Source organism: Streptomyces sp. NPDC015345 (genome assembly GCF_043078805.1).
Taxonomy (GTDB): Bacteria; Actinomycetota; Actinomycetes; order Streptomycetales; family Streptomycetaceae; genus Streptomyces.
This window is the reverse complement of record NZ_JBIBTX010000012.1, coordinates 102,646-120,197: the sequence shown is the minus strand read 5'-3', so window position 1 is coordinate 120,197 and position 17,552 is coordinate 102,646. Positions and strand designations below refer to the sequence as shown.

At 71.0% G+C, this 17,552-nt stretch carries 16 protein-coding genes; 11 read left to right on the top strand and 5 right to left on the bottom strand.

Annotated features, from left to right (window positions below):
- Positions 1 to 241: 241 nt before the first annotated feature.
- Together ACF062_RS36055 and ACF062_RS36050 are read left to right on the top strand one after the other, a co-directional pair.
- Positions 242 to 2,368: a trypsin-like peptidase domain-containing protein gene (locus tag ACF062_RS36055; RefSeq protein WP_392143977.1), complete on the top strand. Its 2,127-nt coding sequence runs from the start codon at positions 242 to 244 to the stop codon at positions 2,366 to 2,368.
- Positions 2,358 to 3,155 carry a hypothetical protein gene (locus tag ACF062_RS36050; protein ID WP_392143975.1) on the top strand — a complete coding sequence of 266 codons (798 nt, stop codon included), beginning with the start codon at positions 2,358 to 2,360 and terminating at the stop codon, positions 3,153 to 3,155. Before ACF062_RS36055 ends, ACF062_RS36050 begins: the two co-directional genes overlap by 11 nt.
- On the opposite strand, the gene ACF062_RS36045 is transcribed toward ACF062_RS36050, so the two are convergent.
- From ACF062_RS36045 to ACF062_RS36030, 4 genes are all read right to left on the bottom strand, one after another.
- Positions 3,095 to 3,994, bottom strand: a complete 900-nt coding sequence (locus ACF062_RS36045; protein ID WP_392143973.1) for a hypothetical protein — start codon at positions 3,992 to 3,994, stop codon at positions 3,095 to 3,097. The genes ACF062_RS36050 and ACF062_RS36045 overlap by 61 nt on opposite strands.
- A 180-nt stretch (positions 3,995 to 4,174) precedes the next feature.
- Positions 4,175 to 5,272 (bottom strand): LacI family DNA-binding transcriptional regulator, encoded by a 1,098-nt coding sequence (locus tag ACF062_RS36040; protein WP_392143971.1) that lies wholly within the window; start codon positions 5,270 to 5,272, stop codon positions 4,175 to 4,177.
- 13 nt (positions 5,273 to 5,285) lie between these two features.
- Entirely contained in the window at positions 5,286 to 6,197 is a 912-nt protein-coding gene (locus ACF062_RS36035; protein ID WP_392143969.1) for a PfkB family carbohydrate kinase, read from the bottom strand.
- 171 nt (positions 6,198 to 6,368) lie between these two features.
- Positions 6,369 to 7,370 (bottom strand): SIS domain-containing protein, encoded by a 1,002-nt coding sequence (locus ACF062_RS36030; RefSeq protein WP_392143967.1) that lies wholly within the window; start codon positions 7,368 to 7,370, stop codon positions 6,369 to 6,371.
- 359 nt (positions 7,371 to 7,729) lie between these two features.
- Here ACF062_RS36030 and ACF062_RS36025 point away from each other — a divergent pair, with 359 nt between their 5' ends.
- The 9 genes from ACF062_RS36025 to ACF062_RS35985 all read left to right on the top strand — a co-directional run bounded on the left by ACF062_RS36025 (position 7,730) and on the right by ACF062_RS35985 (position 16,711).
- Positions 7,730 to 9,049 carry an extracellular solute-binding protein gene (locus tag ACF062_RS36025; RefSeq protein WP_392143965.1) on the top strand — a complete coding sequence of 440 codons (1,320 nt, stop codon included), beginning with the start codon at positions 7,730 to 7,732 and terminating at the stop codon, positions 9,047 to 9,049.
- Positions 9,050 to 9,070: 21 nt separating this feature from the next.
- Complete coding sequence (locus ACF062_RS36020) at positions 9,071 to 9,964, top strand: carbohydrate ABC transporter permease (protein ID WP_392143963.1); 894 nt, start codon at positions 9,071 to 9,073, stop codon at positions 9,962 to 9,964.
- Complete coding sequence (locus tag ACF062_RS36015; RefSeq protein ID WP_392143961.1) at positions 9,958 to 10,794, top strand: carbohydrate ABC transporter permease; 837 nt, start codon at positions 9,958 to 9,960, stop codon at positions 10,792 to 10,794. Before ACF062_RS36020 ends, ACF062_RS36015 begins: the two co-directional genes overlap by 7 nt.
- 37 nt (positions 10,795 to 10,831) lie before the next feature.
- Entirely contained in the window at positions 10,832 to 11,662 is an 831-nt protein-coding gene (locus ACF062_RS36010; protein WP_392143959.1) for a sugar phosphate isomerase/epimerase family protein, read from the top strand.
- A gap of 394 nt (positions 11,663 to 12,056) precedes the next feature.
- Complete coding sequence (locus ACF062_RS36005) at positions 12,057 to 12,167, top strand: keywimysin-related RiPP (protein ID WP_356581228.1); 111 nt, start codon at positions 12,057 to 12,059, stop codon at positions 12,165 to 12,167.
- Positions 12,168 to 12,193: 26 nt separating this feature from the next.
- Positions 12,194 to 14,050: a lasso peptide isopeptide bond-forming cyclase gene (locus ACF062_RS36000; protein WP_392143957.1), complete on the top strand. Its 1,857-nt coding sequence runs from the start codon at positions 12,194 to 12,196 to the stop codon at positions 14,048 to 14,050.
- A gap of 71 nt (positions 14,051 to 14,121) precedes the next feature.
- Positions 14,122 to 14,376: a lasso peptide biosynthesis PqqD family chaperone gene (locus tag ACF062_RS35995; protein ID WP_223778243.1), complete on the top strand. Its 255-nt coding sequence runs from the start codon at positions 14,122 to 14,124 to the stop codon at positions 14,374 to 14,376.
- Positions 14,373 to 14,807 (top strand): lasso peptide biosynthesis B2 protein, encoded by a 435-nt coding sequence (locus ACF062_RS35990; protein WP_392143954.1) that lies wholly within the window; start codon positions 14,373 to 14,375, stop codon positions 14,805 to 14,807. The genes ACF062_RS35995 and ACF062_RS35990 overlap by 4 nt, the downstream gene beginning before the upstream one ends.
- Complete coding sequence (locus ACF062_RS35985) at positions 14,804 to 16,711, top strand: ABC transporter ATP-binding protein (protein WP_392143952.1); 1,908 nt, start codon at positions 14,804 to 14,806, stop codon at positions 16,709 to 16,711. The genes ACF062_RS35990 and ACF062_RS35985 overlap by 4 nt, the downstream gene beginning before the upstream one ends.
- Positions 16,712 to 16,717: 6 nt before the next feature.
- On the opposite strand, the gene ACF062_RS35980 is transcribed toward ACF062_RS35985, so the two are convergent.
- Positions 16,718 to 17,485: an SDR family oxidoreductase gene (locus ACF062_RS35980; protein WP_392143950.1), complete on the bottom strand. Its 768-nt coding sequence runs from the start codon at positions 17,483 to 17,485 to the stop codon at positions 16,718 to 16,720.
- Positions 17,486 to 17,552: the final 67 nt, after the last annotated feature.

Here is a 17,552-nt window from a genome sequence, read left to right as displayed (position 1 = left end):
CCCTCCCACCAGCATGGGCACGGTCGACGCCATCTCGCAGGTCGGGGCCGTCACCCGGATGACCCAGTGGCGGTGACCCGCGGTGGCGGTGCGGCGGCCCCCCGGCCGGACGGCGTCAGCGGCGCGGTGACCACCCCGCGGCGTCCCCGATCGCACTCGCCCGCCTTGCGCACCGGCCCGCCTGGACGAGTACTGGGAAGCGGGGCGAGGACCACGGGAACGGCCATCTAGGTGAGGCGTCATGCTCGCTACGGAAGCGGCGCGTGCGGAGATGCATCGGCAGGCCGCCGAGGCGGCACAGCGCTACCGGGAAACGACCGCGGAACGGGAGGAGATCGAGGAGAAGCTGGCGGAAGGTGTGCGGTTCCCCGATGCCCCGGGCGCGCTCGCGGCGCGGGCCGAGCGGATCCTCGACCGGGGCGGGCTCTCGCCCTCCGCCGTGGTGTCGAGCATCCACGCCGAGGCCCTGGACCTGCCCGAGGCCAACGAGCGCATCATCAACCTGTCGAACGAACTCCAGGCCTGGAGCTTCCTGCCGCGAGGTGTGCGCGCCGGAAACACCGTCGCCCGGATCACGCTCCGCCGCAACGGCCGCGAACTCCCGCACGGCACCGGTTTCATGGTCTCGCCCCGCCTGCTGATGACCAATCACCATGTCCTGCCGAACAGCGTGTTCGCCCGCCGCTGCTTCGCGGAGTTCAACGCCCAGGTCTCCATCGACAACGCCCCGGACACCGTGGCCCGGATGGAACTCGACCCCGCCGCCTTCTTCACCGCGGACGAACGCCTGGACTTCGCACTGGTGGCGGTCGCCCCGGCCGGGGACGGCCGCCTCGCGGGAGAGATCTTCGGCCTGAACCGGCTGAGCGTCCAGCTCGGCAAGCTCGTGATCGGTGAACGCGTCAACATCATCGGGCACCCCAACGGCCGCCTCAAGGAGATCGCCCTGCGCGACAACGCGCTGCTGCTCCGCCTCGACGACTTCCTGCACTACAAGACGGACACGGAACCCGGGAATTCGGGCTCCCCGGTCTTCAACGACCAGTGGGAAGTGGTGGCCCTGCACCACAGCGGTGTGCCGAACAAGGACGAACAGGGACGTGTGCTGCGCAAGGACGGCCGGCCGTGGCAGCGTGGCGACGGCGACGACGCCATCGACTGGATCGCGAACGAGGGCGTCCGTATCAGCGCCATCCTGAAGCACCTCGCGGGCCTGCGGCTCGACCCCCGACAGCACGCCCTGCTCACGGAGTTGGGCCCGGACTCCGGCCTGACGCAGAGCGTGCCCGCCGACCAGGCCGTGACCGCGCCACCCCCACCGACACCCCAAGGGACGGGGCTGCCCGAGACCGCCGCCCCGAAGGCGGCGCCGGTCGGCACGGCTCCGACCGGCGCCACCGGGAGACGCGGACGGAACATCGGCTCGGTCGACGGCACGGAGCGGCACCTGGTCTTCCTGCACGGCAGGCGGCAGCACGGCAAGGACCCGGAGGCGCTGCGGCGCAGTTGGACGGCAGGCCTCAACCATGGACTCACCCGTGCCGGCATGGCCACCGTCAACCCCGGCGATGTGTGGTTCCCCTACTACGGCGAACGGCTCGCCGCCCTCATGGGGTACGCGCAGAGCGCCGGCGGCGCGGTCGACCTCGGGGGCCTGACCGCAGAGGAGGCGGCCGAGAGGTTCGCCGCCGAGTCGCCCACGGGCTCCTACGGAGAGCTGCTCGACGAGGCGGCGCGTCGGGCGGGCATGCCTCGGCACGGACCCACCGCCACCGAGGGGATCGACGAGCGACTGATAGGTACCTTGCGTCGGCCCCTGCGCTGGCTGGCGGCCAGATCCGCCGTCGACGAGTGGACCATCGCCGCCGTCTTCCGGGACGTGGACCGCTACCTCGGCGACCGGGACGTCCGCGAGGCGGTCCTGGAGTGCGTCCTCACGACGCTGCCGACCAGCGGGGAACTGGTCCTCGTCACCCACAGCCTGGGCACCGTCGTCGGCATGGACCTCATCACGCGGCTCCCGGACGGGCTCGACGTGACGCTGCTCGTCACCGCGGCCGGCCCTCTCGGCATGGACGCCGTCAGCACGCGGCTCCTCACCGCCGGGCCGCGCCGCCCCGAACGCGTACGCCACTGGGTCAACGTCTGGTGTCCCACCGACGCGGTCGCGATCGGATGCCCGCTCGGGGAAACCGGCTGGGGCAAGCTCACCCAGCTGGCCGTCACCAATTGCTCCGACTGCGCCCACGACATCGAGGAGTACCTCACGCACGCCGACGTGGCGGCGGAGATCGGCGGCGCACTCGGCGGCCACGCCCGGCCCGAAGCCACGGCCGGGCGTGCGGGAGGAGGAGATCGTGTCTGTTAGGCCGGAGTTCAGGAAGACGCTGCTGAGTACGGCCGTGGTGCTCGCGGCGTTGAGTACGGCGGTCGGCTGCGGGGGAGGCGGCGGGGGGACGTCGTCCGACACCACGAGGCTCGACGACATCGAGGCGGTGGGCACCTCCACCCTCTTCCCGGGGACCGGCGACGAGAAGGGGGAGGACATCGACTTCCCGAGCGCCGCCGTCGGAAAGCCCGCGGCGGTGGACGTCGAGGTCCGCAACACGACGGACAAACCGATGAAGGTGAAGGATGTCGCGGTGTCGGGGGTCGAGGTGTCCGACGACAAGTGCTCCGGCGAGACGGTGCCCTCGGGGGAGAGCTGTACGTTCCGGGTGGTCAAGCCGGCGGACGAGGACGGGACGGACGGGACGAAGGAACCCCCCAGACACCTGACGGTCACCACCGACCTGGGATCGGTCACCTCGGCGATGCGGACCGGACAGGTGGAGAACGGCGACACGGAGACCACGCCCGCCGAGTCGCTCACACCCACGGATGTGCCGACCGAGCCGACGGACGTACCGACCGAGCCCACGGATGTGCCCACCGAGCCGACGGACGTACCCACCGAGCCGACCGATGTGCCGACGGAGCCGACGGACGTGCCGACGGAGCCGACGGACGTGCCCACGGTGCCCACCGTCGGGCCCGAGGCCGGGCTGCCGGACTCTCCCGGTACGTCGCAGACGGCCCTGCCACGGGTCGCGGATCAGCCCCGTTCCTTGCCGAGCACCTCCACACGGACGTTGGCGTCATCGCGCAGGATGTAGGTGATGTCACCGTCGGGCGGCCGCCTCCGCGGCACCAGGAAGTACCGGGTCTCCGACTTCGCGAGGATGCGGAAGCCCCGGCAGTTGTACTGGTACGGCCGGAACTTCGGCCCGCGGTCCTCGCAGCTGACCAGCTTGGGCCCGGCGGTGGCAGGGTGGAGCGGCGTCCGCGAGTGGACGAGGACGGGCGTGCTTCCCCGGTAGCCGTGCTCGGCGTCGTCCTCCGCGCGGGACATACCCGCCCCGTACGCGTAGCGCGACATGTCGAAGAACAGGATCATCGCGACCGCGGCCAGCAGCAGCCCCTCCGTGATGCTCCAGAAGCGGTCCCTGCGGCGCTCGGGACCACGCCGCAGATACATCGCGAACAACAGCAGCAGCGCCCCTACGGCCACCACCATCGGCGGCATCAGCTCGCGCAGCCAGCTGCGGGGCAGGCCCCGCAGCACTCCGCGCTGCCACCACGTCGGCTCCAGCAGGACGGGAAAGCTGACCAGCAGCAGCACGGCACCCAGGCCGGCGACCACCCGGGACCCGATCAGCCGCTGCCGCAGGGTCGCCTGCTGCGACAGCCACCGCTCCACCCGGCGGAACAGGACGACCCCGATGAGCCCGAGGACGAGCGCGATCCACAAGGGCAGGAACAGTGCGGTGGGGCTGTCGAGCAGGTAGTCCTGCATGGTGAGCTGGAGGTCACGTGTGGAGATGCCGAAGTAGGAGTAGTAGGCGCTGCGGTATGTGTTCCCGATGTAGTACAGCAGCCCGATGACGACCGAGCCGGGGGTCACCACATAGGCGGCCTTCTCGAGGAACGACTTCTCCTCCGCGTCCAGTGCCACCGTCTCGTCCTCCCACTCCTTGGGCCACCGGGAAGCTCACGCGAGCTGACGCGAGCTAACGTCACCTAACGCCAGCCTCCACGCTGAACGGCCCACGACACGCTGCGTACGCAGTCACTCGCAGCAGCCGTCCCCGCGCATCTGCCGGAGCGGGCTCGCCGACACCCACCCGCCGGAGATTCAGCGCGCGGGCGGTGGGGCGACGGAGGAGCGTACGACGAGGCGGGCCTGGAGCGTGTGCGTCTCGCGGCGGGGTTCCGCTCCTTCGAGCGAGTCGAGCAGGACTTCGGCCGCCTTCGCGCCGAGTCGGCGCACCGGCTGTTCGATCATCGTCAGGGGCGGGTCCATGACCGCCGCCCACGCGCTGTCGTCGAAGCCGATCAGCGACAGGTCGCCGGGATAGGACAACTTCCGCGCCCGCATGGCCCGCAGCGCCCCCGTCATCGCGTCGGTCTCCGTGCAGAACAGCGCGGTGGCGCGGTGGGGCAGGGCGAGCATGCGGCCGACCTCCTCGGTCGCGTGCTCCTCGGTCTTGGGCCCGACCATCACCAGCTCCGGGTCGAAGGGGATACCCGCGTCGTCCAGCGCGTCGAGGTAGCCGCGCAGTCGCTCCCCGTCCGTCCATACGTTGCGGGCCGCCGCGGCGAGCAGCGCGCGCCGGGTGGCCGGTGCCTGCGCCACCGGTGGCCCCCAGACGAAGCCGATGCGGCGGTGCCCGGCGGCGATGAGCGTCTCGACGGCTTCACGCGCCACGTCCCTGTTGTCGATGACGACGGTGTCGAGATCGAGGGAACCGACCGCCCGGTCCACCAGCACGACCGGGACACCCTGCTTCAGGGCCGTACGGATATGTGTGACCTCGCCGCGGCCGACGGCGGCCGAGGCGATGATGACGCCGTCCACGCGCTTGTCTATCAGCACGCCGGTCGCCGCGATCTCCTCGTCGAGATCCTCGTAGGTGCTGAGCACGATGGTGTCGAAGCCCCGTGCACGGGAGGCGTCACAGATGCCGCGCACCATGCCCGCGAAGAAGGGGTTGCCGATGTCCGCGACGACGACGCCCAGGGTGTGGCTCACCCCGGTCGACATGCTCCGCGCCAGCGCGTTCGCGCGGTAACCCAGCTTCTCGGCGGCCGCGAGCACACGTTCCTTCAATTCGGGGCTGACGTACCCGTACCCGCCGAGGGTGCGCGCCGCGGTCGCGCGGCCGACGCCGGCCTCGGCGGCCACCTCCGAGATCGTCGGCGGCGCGGGTGGGCGGCCCCGGTCTGCTGGCATCGGCTTCCGTACCTCACTTCTCCTGGTCGATGGCTCGCCACATGCTAGACACAGCGGGCCGTCCGACGGGCCGGCCGTGACCGAAGGCTCCCTCGACGAAGCACTGTTCGTACGCGGCGTCGGCCCCGTCACGCAGCGCGCGCTCGATCGCCTCCCGGTGCGGCGGGGTGTGCGCGGCCCAGCCCTCGCGTACCAGGGAGACCGCGAAACCGGCGAGGAACGCGTCACCGCAGCCCATGGTGTCGACGAGTGGCTTCGCGCCGTCCGGCTCCCGCGCGGGCGCCGTGACGCCGCAGCGTTCCGTGCGGGCGATCGCCCCCTCGACGCCACGGGTGCCGAGCGCCATCGTGGCGCCCCGGCGCACGGCTTCGGCCAGCAGAGCGTGTGTCGCCGCCTCGTCGAGGTGTGAGCAGGACAGCAGGACCAGGTCCGCGTACGGGCAGACACGGTCGAGGTAGGAGGGGGTGCGGTACTCGTCCTCGCTCGACAGGTCGAACATCACGAGAGGGCCGGACCGGGCGAGCGCGGGCAGTTCGCTCTCGCTCCGGGAGTACACGCTGGAGTGCACGAGGTCGAACGACGAGACGTACGCGGTGAGTTCGGCGTCTAGCAGGAGCGGCTCCCGTACGGTGACGCCGCCGCCGTTCCAGCCGAGGAACACGCGCTCGCCGTCGTCGACGCGCAGGGTGGACAGGCCGGACTCGCCCGCGCGTACGACACAGTGGTCCATGGCCACGTTCTGGGCGCCGATGGACTCCCGCAGGAAACACCCCAGCTCGTCGTCGCCGAAGACTCCGAGGTAGGCGGCCTCGACGCCCAGCCGCCGGGCGTATACGGCCACGTTGACGCTGTTGCCGCCCGGATAGTCGATACCGCGGTCGACGAACCGGTCGACGATGTTGTCGCCGAAGCCGAGGACTTTCATGAGGGCTCTCCTGTGCGAGGGGCGATGCGGGGCGGCGCCGGGCGGTCGGCCACGGAGCGGGAGCGAGCGGCACGGACGGCGCGCCCGATGCCGTAGGGCGCGGCCCGCCGTCCCTGCCCGGCCGAAGGCGATGCCGGGGGGAGGGGCGGCGGGCCCGTCGGACCGGATCCGTCAGTAGTCCATGACGCGGTAGTAGCGGCGCAGGTCCAGCGAGTGGTCGCGCACCCGCTCCAGGTGTTTGCTCACCCTGCCCAGCACGGTGTCGAGCACCAACGGCGCGAGGAGGCCGCGGAACTCGGGGCTGATGCCCTCCAGCGCGTAGTCACGTGTGTCGAAGACGGTCACGTCGCGGGAGATGCGTTTGGCGAAAGCCTCGACACGGTCGGTCAACGGTCGCGTCTCGTCCTCCCCCTGAAAGATCATCACGCTTGTCTCCTCTTCGAGCAGTTCGAGGGAGCCGTGGAAGAACTCGGCGCTGTGTACGCGGGTGGTGCGCAGCCACTGCATCTCCTCCAGGATGCACATGGAGTAGAGATACGTGAATCCCCACAGGTTCCCGCCGCCGACGAGGAAGTGGTAGTCGGTGTCCTTGTGGGCCTCCGCGAAGGCACTCGCGGCCGGATCGGCCTGCTTCGCCACGTCGACCATGAGGCGCGGGACGCCTGCGAGCTGGTCGGCGAACTTCTCGTAGCCCGCGAATTCGCCCCGCCGCGCGAGCAACCGGCCCATGAAGAGCAGCATTTGCGGGTCGAAAGGCCATGCCTTCGGCTCCGACACCAGGGCGACGTCGACGCTCTTGGCGACGGGGGAGTCGGCGTACCCCGTGAAGCCGACCGTGAGGGCGCCCTTGGACCGGCAGAACTCGATGGCGCTGAGGCTGTCCTCCGTCGTGCCCGACACCGACGTGAAGACGGCCACCGAACGCTCGCCGAGCGTGGCATCGCCGGAGGCGACCAGCTCCGCGGCGATCACGGCACGCACGGGGAGCGTCGAACGGCTCCGGGCGAGGTGCTCGTACGGCCACATCTGGGCGTAGGTGCCACCGGCGCCGACGAGGAAGAGACGGTCGAACCCCTCGTCCACGAGGCGGTCGGCGAGCTCTTCGATGCTGGGGCGCAGGGCCACCGTGCTCGCCAGCTGGGAGAGAACTTCCGGCTCGTTGAATCCGAGCATCTGCGGGTCCTTTCGGGGAGAGTGCGGCCGGTGGCGCTGAGCGACCTGATACCGGTATCACGCGGGCCTCACGCTGGCACAAGAGATCGGGAGCGTCAACACCGAGGAGCCGTCCACGCGCCGGGAGGCCGCCCGGCAACCAGCCCTGAGCAGCGGGTTTTTGAGTCGTCGTAGGTCTTCGGCGGAAGGGCCGGGGGAGGGCCGGTCCAGGTCCGCGGAAGTTCTCCGCCCCACCCCTGGTACCGGTATCAGATTCTCTGTACAGTCGCCGCACACAAAGCGGTCCACGTCACGGATTCCGCGGCGGATCCGAGGTGCCCGGCGGCACCGGCGGTCCCCTTCCGAGCGAAAGGAAGCCCATGCGCGCTCGTGCGACGACGAGGTACGCGGCACTCTTCGGGGCCTCGGTGCTCGCCCTCACCGGCTGCTTCGCCGGGCCGCCCCGAGCACCGGTGGCCGATGTCGGCGCCGAGCCGGAGTTCTCCGGCACCCTGAGCGTCCTCACCAAGTTCGCGGGGGACCCGCTCAGCCCCTACTTCGAGGGCCTCGCCGCCGCCTACGAGCGGCAGCACCCCGGAGTGGAGGTGGAGCTCATCCAGGAGACCGACCAGAGCATCAAGGACAAGGCCAAGACGCTCACGGCCTCCAACGCCCTGCCCGACATCTACTTCACCTGGACCGGGAACTGGGCCGACAACTTCATCCGCGGCGGCCGGGCCGCGGACCTCACCGAGGTCATCGGTCCCGGCACCACCTGGGGGAAGACCTTCAGCAAGTCGTCCCTGTCCGCCTTCGCCCACAAGGGCAAGTACTACGGCATACCTCTCTACAACAACGGCAAGTTCATGGGCTACAACAAGGCGGCGTTCTCCGACGCCCGTGTCGAGGTCCCGGCCACCTTCGACGAGCTGATCGACAGCTGCCCCGACCTCCGCGAGGCCGGATACGAACCCATCGCCTTCGGCAACAAGGACGGCTGGCCCGCGCTGCACTACTTGCAGCAGCTCTTCGCGTACAACGTGCCCGCCGCCGTCCGTGAGGCGGACAACCACCCCGAGACAGCGACCTTCGAAGACCCCGGATACCTCACCGCCCTACGGCAGTTCAAGACCCTCGTCGACTCGTGCACCGACACCCGGGGCGGCACCAACGGCGTCCTCTACACCTCGGCGCAGGAGGCGTTCGCCCGCGGCAAGGCGGCGATGTACTACCAGGAGATCCTCGAATTCGACAGCACGACCTCGGGCGGCTCCCTCAAGCCGAAGGACCTGGGGATCATCCCCCTGCCCGCCCCGCGCGGCGCGAAGGGGGACCCGAAGGTGATCGAGGGGGCGCCCGAGGGCTATTTCGTCAACGCGCGCTCGCCGCGCGCCGCCCTCGCCGTCGACTTCATGAAGTTCGTGACCGGACCGAAGAACGCAAGCACGCTCTCCTCGCCGCCGTACGGCCAGCCCAGCACGGTGGTCGGAGCTGTCACCCCGAACACGTCGAGCAAGGCTGTCTTCGAGGGCATCAAGAAGGTCAACGGGGCGCCGGGCCTGGTCGGTTGGCTCGACATGGTCACCGCTCCGGAGGTCGCCGACGCCTGGCTGGCCGGAGGCGAGGCGCTGATCAGCGGCGGCATGTCTCCCGAGAAGGTACTCGAGAGCGTGCGCCGGGCCTCCGAGTCGGCCCGATAGCCCGTGCTCCCGAAGGGAAACATGCTGGTGCGCACCATGTGCCGAAGGGCACTCGGGCTGATCTGGGTCATTCCGGCCCTCGTCATGCTCGCGGTCTTCGTCTATCTGCCGCTCGTGCAGAACTTCGGGTTCTCCACGCTCACCTGGGACATCTACAGCGGTGACCAGGAGTACGTCGGCCTGGAGAACTACCGACGCCTCTTCGACGACCCGGTCTTCTGGTCGTCGTTCGCCAACAACCTCTGGTACGCGGTCCTCTCCATCGTGTTCCAGGTCTTCGGCGCGCTGCTGCTCGCCGCGCTCGTCGAGAGCGTCCCCCGCGAGCGATGGCAACGCGCCCTGCGCGCCGTCTACTTCATCCCCGCGGCGATCTCCCTGACCGTCGCCGGGCTGCTCTTCTACTTCGTGTACGAGCCCAACATCGGCCTGCTCAACCACGTGCTCGGCGCGATCGGGCTGCGGGAGTTCGCCCAGCCGTGGCTGGGCCAGGAGAGCACGGCGATGTTCGCCGTCATCGCCATGAGCCAGTGGCAGGGCTTCGGGTACTGCACCCTGCTCTTCGCCGTCGCGATCCAGCGCATCCCCGCCGAGCTGTACGAGGCGGCCGCCCTCGACGGCGTCGGACCCGTCCGCCGCTTCTTCCAGGTGACGCTGCCGCTGGTGCGCGAGATGACCGGCCTCATGATGATGGTGACCGTCTCGGGCGCGTTCCAGGTGTTCAACGAGGTCATGGTGATGACCAGTGGAGGCCCGAACAACTCGACCCAGGTGCTCGGCACCTGGCTGTACCGCAACGGTTTCGTACGCAACGACTTCGGGTCGGCCGCGGCGATCGGCACCGTGCTCTTCGTGATCACGCTCACCATCGCCATGGCGCAGCTGTGGATCACCCGTAGGAAAAGAGTGGAATGGTGACTCGTCTCGGCTTCCTCGGCGTGATCGCGCGCCTGTTCATGTGGGCCTTCCTGCTCGGCCTCGCGGTGGTCGTGCTCTATCCGCTGCTGTGGATGGTCCTCAACGGCTTCAAGAGCAACACCGAACTCTTCGACAACCCCTTCGCGCTCCCGGACACCTGGAGTTTCGAGAACTACCAGAAGGCGTGGAACCGCGGGGTGAGCGACTACCTCACGGCCAGTGTGCTCGTCACGGTGACGTCGACGGTCGCGACCGTCTTCATCAGCGCCTGGGCCGCGTACGGCCTCACCCGGGTGAACATCCCGCTCAACAAGGTGCTCACCGCCGTCATCCTCGGCGGGCTCATGCTCACCCCCACCGTGGCGCTGGTACCGCTGGTGCAGATGTTCCAGTCGATGGGCCTGTACAACAGCTACTGGGCGCTGCTCATCCTGTACACGGCCTTCCGGATCCCGTTCACCACCTTCCTCATCCGGGCCTACATGATCGACCTCCCGCGCGAGGTCGACGAGGCGGCCGAGATCGACGGCGCCGGTCGCTGGACCGCCTTCTGGCGGATCATCCTGCCGATGTGCAAGCCGATCATCACCTCCACCGTCCTGCTGCACGTCCTGTTCGCCTGGAACGAGTACCTCTTCGCGATGGTGTTCACCAACGGCAGCGACGTCCAGACCCTCCCCGTCGGGCTGACCAGCCTCATGAGCAAGCACGGCACGGACTTTCCCGTCGTCTTCGCCGGCATGGCGATCGCCGCGGTCCCGGTGGTGCTGCTGTTCTTCTTCGGCCAGCGCTACATCGTCAAGGGCCTCGCCGACGGCATCGGAAAGTGACCGCACGCCCCACCCGTGACAGGAGCCCCGCAGCCTCATGGCCCTCTCCTCCCGGCAGATCACCGGGTCCAACTTCGCCTACCAGCACCTGCCGTTCGAGACCTTCCTCGACGACGCGGCGGACCTCGGACGCGAGAAGCTCGAACTGTGGGGCATCGCCCCGCACCTGCACATCCCGCGCCTCCGTGACGCCGACGCACGGAGCATCCGCCGCTCCATCGAGGCGCGCGGACTCAGCGCGTACTGCCTCACCCCCGAGCAGGTGATGTATCCGGTCAACGTGGCCTCCCCGGTCGCCTGGCTGCGCGCCGAGAGCATCGCCCTGTTCCGCCGCGCGGCCGAACTGTGCGTCGAACTCGGCGCCGAACTGCTCCTCCTGACCCCTGGGCGCGGCTACGAGAACGAAGCCACGGGCGCCATCTGGCGCCGCTCCGTCGACGCGATCGGTGAGATCACCGCGTACGCCGGCGCCCTCGGCGTGGAGTGCGTGCTCGAACCCTTGCAGCGGGTGGAGTCGAACCTGGTCAACGACTCCCGCACGCTCGCGGCCATGCTCGACGAGATCGGCGCGGCGAACCTCGGAGCCGTCCTGGACACCGTGACGATGGCCGTGGCCGGTGAGAATGTCGACGACGCCTTCGAGGCACTCGGCGGCGACCGCGTCCGGCACGTCCATCTCATCGACGGGCGGCCTGCCGGGCACCTCGCGTGGGGCGACGGGGAGCTGCCTTTGGACGAGTACCTGTCGGCTCTCGACCGGCGAGGGTACGACCGCTGGATGACGTTCGAGTTGTTCGGCGACGGCACCTACGCACGCGACCCGCGGCCGGCGGTCGAGCAGTGCCATGCGCGGGTCGGCCTCGCATGACGCGAGGCCGCTCGGCCGCGAACGCCTCGGGAGCCGCTCGCCGGGACCGGCGCACCGCATTCATTCCCGGTGTCGGTTGCGTAGCCGGCGCGCAGTGCGCCGGGCGGCGCCCTCACCTCCCCGTGCGCGGCCCGGCCGCCGCCTCGGCCGGCGCTCCGACGGCACCGTGCAGGTCGGACGCGTCCGCTGCCGCGATCGCCTCCCCACGCCACCCCCGTCCGCTCAGGCCGTGGGCGACCGGCAGTGCGCGGGGCGTCCAGGCCGGGCCCTTCAAAGTGTGCTGATATGACTTATTCCGCGCACCTTGCTCGTACCGCGTGCCACGCCGCTAGCTGGAGAGACCGCCGCCGGCCGCACGGAAGGCCGATGGCACCGCTCACATCGAGGTGATGGCATGAAGAAGGCGTACGAGGCTCCGACACTCGCCCGACTGGGTTCGTTCCGCGAGAAGACCGGCCTGCTGCAGCGCAGCGGCAACGACCGGCTGATCCTCAGCAAGAACTGACGGCGGCCGGCACGTAACGCGACTCCATGTCAGACATGCATGAGAGCGCGGAACCGGGCCGCGGCGACGCCCACTTCGCGGTCTTCCCCGACTGCGAGGAGGCGGCCGCCGCGGCCCGCTTCTTCCGCCACCCCGGTACCCACGTCCTCGCCCATGCCTCGGGCCGACCCTGGCTCATCGGCCGTTGGTCCGGTACGGAGATCGTCACGGCCCGCGCCGGCGGCACGGCCCTGGCCACCGTCGGATGGTGCGCGGCCGACCGGCAGCAGCTGGAACGCAGGGCCGCCCGCATGCGCGACCTCACCGAGCTCGACGTCCTCGCCCGGTCCCTGGCGGGCAGCTTCCATCTGGTGGCCACCCACGACGGGCAGCTCAGGGTGCAGGGCACCGCCTCCGGGCTGCGGCTGGTCTTCCACGCGCGGGTCGGCGGCGTCCACGTGGCCGCGACGAGCGCCGACCTGCTCGCCACGGCCCTCGGGAGCAAGCCCGACACCGGCCGACTGGCCACCCGGCTCCTGTGGCCCGTGCCTCATCCGCTGTACGAGACCTCGGTCTGGCAGGGAGTCGAGGCGCTCTCGCCGGAGGAGGCCCTGATCGTCTCCGCCGACGGCCAACGGGTCCGCCGTTCACGCTGGTGGCGGCCCCCGGAGCCGACCCGCACACTCGCGCGGGGCGCCCCGGCCGTCCGCGCGGCGCTGGCCGAGGCCGTGGACGTGCGGACCCGGCCGGGCGGCGTGGTCAGCTGCGACCTGTCCGGCGGCCTCGACTCCACCTCCGTCTGCTTCCTGGCCGCCCGCTCCACCGCCTCCGTGGTGGCGGCGACCTGGCCGGGCCGCGACCCCGCGGACACCGACCTGGCCTGGGCCCGGCAGGCGGCGGAGCACCTGCCGAAGGTCGACCACGTCGTCTGGGACGCCGACGCCTCGGCCCTGGTCTACTCGGACCTGCTCGGCATCGACGACCTGCTCGACGAGCCGACCATCGGGGTGATGGACCGCTCACGGGTCCTCCAGCACCTGCCGTGGCTGGCAGGACGCGGCAGCCGGGTGCACCTCACCGGCATCGGCGGCGACCACGTGGCCTGGTGCTCGGAGGCGTACTACCACCGGCTGCTGCGCACCCGGCCGCTGTTCGCGCTGCGCCAGTTGCGGGGCTTTCGCGCCCTGTGGACCTGGCCGCTCGGCGCGACGGCACGCGCCCTCGCCGACTCCCGCGCGTACCCGGCCTGGCTGGCCGACTCGGTCCGTCATCTGCGCGCTCCCATGCCGGAGTCCTCGGTGACCGGAAGCCTCGGCTGGGGAATGTCGCCCCGCCTGTTCCCCTGGATGACCACCGAGACGGAACGGCTCGCCCGCCGGGCCCTGCTGGACTCGGCCGCGCGGGCCGAACCCCTGCACACGGACCGTGGCCTGCACACCGACCTGGAGCTGATCCGCACCTGCACGCGCATCATCCGCCAGTGGGAGCGGATGGCGACCAGGGCGGGGCTTCCCATGGCGTCGCCGTACCTGGACGACCGCGTGATCGAGGCATGCCTGGCGGTGCGGCCGGACGAACGCGTCACCCCCTGGCGGTACAAACCGCTGCTCACCGAAGCGATGCGCGGTGTCGTCCCGGAGGAGTGCCTGCGGCGTGCCAACAAGGCCGAGGCATCGATGGACGCGTCGGACGGGCTGCGCCGCCACCGGGGCGACCTGATGACCCTGTGGACCGACTCCCGGCTGGAGAGCCTCGGACTGGTGGACGGCGCGGAACTGCGCCGGCTCGCGCAGCGGCCCTCCGCGCCGGGCCTGCGCGACGCCATCCTCTACTCGACCATCGCGTGCGAGGTATGGCTGCGCTCCCACGACCACGCCCCACGAACCGGCTCCGCCGTCGGATGACAGACCGCGGAGTCGGATGATCCAGACCGCAGAGTCGGATGACACAGACCGAAGAAAGGCACGCCGATCCCATGACACTCCGATTCGCGACCGACGTCTCCACCGCACAGACGCAGTACGGAACGGTGCTCCTCGACCAACGCACCGGTGACTACTGGGAACTCAACCCCACGGGCGCGCTCGTCGTGAGAACACTCATGGACGACGGCGACGAGGCGGCCGCCATCACGGCGCTCGTCGCGCAGTTCGACATCGACCGCGACCGCGCGGAGCAGGACGTGGCGGCGCTCGTGCGCGACCTGCGTACCGCGGGACTCGTCTCATGACCACGCCCAGCGCCCTGGACCGGCCCACCGGAGTCCCGCTCGCCCGGCGCCTGACCGCCCGCCTCGTCCTCCTCCCCGCGCTGGCCCTGTCGTTCCTGCCGCCGCGGCACATCCGCGCCGTACTGGAGCGGATACGCCGTGGCGCGCGGCCCGCCACCCCCGCACAGGCCGCGGCGGCCCGTGAGGCACTGTGCGCGGTGAGCCTGCGCTGCGCGGGACCGCGCGGCTGCCTCCCGCGATCGCTCGGGGCGGTCCTGCTGTGCCGGACGCACGGCACCTGGCCCACCTGGTGCACCGGGGTGCGCAAGGTGCCGCCGTTCTCCGCCCACGCCTGGATCGAGGCAGGGGGCCGTCCCGTGGGCGAGGGCGTCCCTGACGACTACTTCGCGCGGCTGGTGACGGTGGCCCCGGCGCGGCGGGCGGGGACGTGAGCGACACCGCCGTCGCGGACGACGCCCCGGCGGGCACCGGCCCGGACGGCCGCGGCACGGGACGGCCGGTGCCGCCCGCGGACCGGACGACGGGAGGTTCCGTCGCCTCCCTGTTCCGTCTGACGGCCGGTCACCGCCCCAGCATCGCCGTGGCCACGGGGCTGACCCTGGCCGCCTCGGCCCTCGGGCTCGCCCAGCCGCTCGTCGCCAAGCACGTCGTGGACTCCAGCGCCCGCGGCGAGGTGCTCTGGCCGTTCCTGCTGCTCCTGTCGGGGCTCTTCGCCGCCGAGGCCGCCGCGGGGGCGACCGGCCGCTTCCTGCTGGACCGCATGGGCGAGGGCGTGGTCCGCATGGTGCGCCACGGCCTCGTCGCGCGGCTGCTGCGCCTCGAGATGCGCGAGATGGACCGGCACCGCCGCGGCGACCTAGTCTCCCGCGTCACCGCCGACACCACACTGCTGCGGGACGTCGTGTCCCAGGCCCTGGTCGATCTCCTCACCGGCTGCCTCGTCTCGGCCGGGGCGCTGCTGCTGATGCTCTGGCTCGACCCACTGCTGCTGCTCCTGGTGGTGGGGACGGTGGCCCTCGCCGCGGCCGTCGTCGCCACGCTCCTTAAAGGAATACGGGTGGCGTCGGAGCACATGCAGACCTCCGTGGGCGCCGTCGCCGCGGAACTGGAGCGCGCCCTCGGCGCCCTGCCGGTGGTGCGGGTGTACCGGGCCGAGGAGCGGGAAGCGCACCGCATCGGCGAGCGGGTGGACTCGGCCTACCGGTCGGGCGTACGGACGGCGAAGCTGGCGGCGGTCATGAGCAGCGCCGTCGAACTCGCGGTCCAGGGCTCCTTCCTGCTCGTCCTCGTCGTCGGCGGCATGCGGGTCGGGAGCGGGGGAGCGGACTCGCTGGGAGACCTGGTCGCCTTCCTGCTGTACGCCTCGTACCTGGTCATGCCCCTGTCGTCGGTGTTCCGCGCCATCGGCCTGATCCAGCGCGGCACGGGCGCGTACCTGAGGATCGACGAAGTCCTCGCCCTTCCCGAAGAACCGGCACAGCGGCCCGGCCGCGGGACCCCCTGCGCCTCCCCGGCCCCCGGCGCACCGTCGGCCACTCCACGCGCCCCGGCCGCCCCCGCACTCGAACTGACCGACATCCACTTCGCCTACGTCCCGGATCGGCCGGTCCTGCGCGGAGCCACCTTCACCGTGCCGCACCACGGACTCGTGGCTCTCGTCGGCCGCTCGGGAGCCGGCAAGAGCACACTCTTCTCACTGATCGCGCGCCTGTACGACCCCGACGCCGGGACCATCCGGTTCGGCGGCCTCCCGACGACGGTCCTGAGCCGCGGGCAGTGCCGCGAGGGCATCGCGCTCGTGGACCAGAACACCCACGTACTGGAGGGCACACTCCGCGAGAACATCACCTACGGAGCCCTCGACGCCGGGGACGACGAGATCCTCCGTGTCGTACGGCTGACCCGGCTCGACCCCGTGGTGCGGCGCCTGCCCGGGGGCCTGGACGGCAGACTCGGTGACCACGGCGGCACCCTCTCCGCGGGCGAACGCCAGCGCATCGCCCTGGCCCGCGCGCTGCTCGCCCGTCCACGGCTGCTCCTTCTCGACGAGCACACCTCGCACCTGGACGCCGTCAACGAGACGGCGCTGACCCGGGCGTTGAGCGCCGTCACCCGGGAGTGCGCGGTCCTCGTCATCGCCCACCGCCTCTCCACCGTGCGGCACGCCGACCGGATCGTCGTCCTCGAAGACGGCCGCACGGTGGCCTCCGGCCGCCACGACGAACTCCTCACCACCAGCCCGGCCTACCGCGAACTGGCCACCACGCACGTTCTGCGGAGCCATGCCTCGGAGAAAACCTCGGAGAACGGCCCGGGTGCGAGCCCCTCGCCCTGACTCCCCTCACGCCTGGCCGTCGAGCCACTCCCGGAAGCCGGGGCCGGCGAGCTTGGCGTGCGGGCCGGGCAGGAGCCCGCCGCGGGCTGCCATCTCGGCATCGGGGTAGTCGGAGCCGTCGACGCCGACGACCTCGATGTTCCGCCGGGCGCCGAGGAGTTGGGCCGCCTCGGCCAGGGTTCCCTCGTGGGGCCCGGCGACTTCGGGGACCGGCGTGCCGGGGACGGGAGGGGTGGCCGCGTCGCGCTCCGTGGCCAGGTCGACCAGCGTCTCGGCCACGGTGCGCGCGGCCACGAGCCGGCAGGGCCAGGTCGGAATGTAGGCGACGCCGCCCCGCTGCCAGTCCAGGAGCTGGCCGACGAACTCATGGAACTGCGCGGCCCGCAGAATGCGCGCGGGAAGGGGACCGGACAAGTGGGCCGCCTCGTGCACCTGCTGGGCGGCGCCGAAACCGGCGGTGGTCCGGTCGACACCGATGATGGACATGGCGACGACATGGCCGACCCCCGCCCGCCGCCCGCCCTCGTGGAGGTTGTGGGTGGCCGTACGGAAGAACTCCGTCGCCGCCCGCTGCTCGGAGGCGTGCCACGACGCGACGTCGATGATGACGTCCGCCCCGGCGAGAGCCTCGGCGAGGCCCTCGCCCGTGATGATGTCCACGCCGTTGGCCCGGGACATCGGGACGACCTGGTGCCCCCGTTCCGTGAGGACGTCGACGACGTGGCGTCCGAGCCGTCCGGTTGCTCCTGCCACGGCGAACCTGCTGATGCTCATGTGTCATGCCTTTCCGGGAGGTTGAACGGTGATGGAGCAGTACGACGCCAAGACCGCCCCGCTTGCT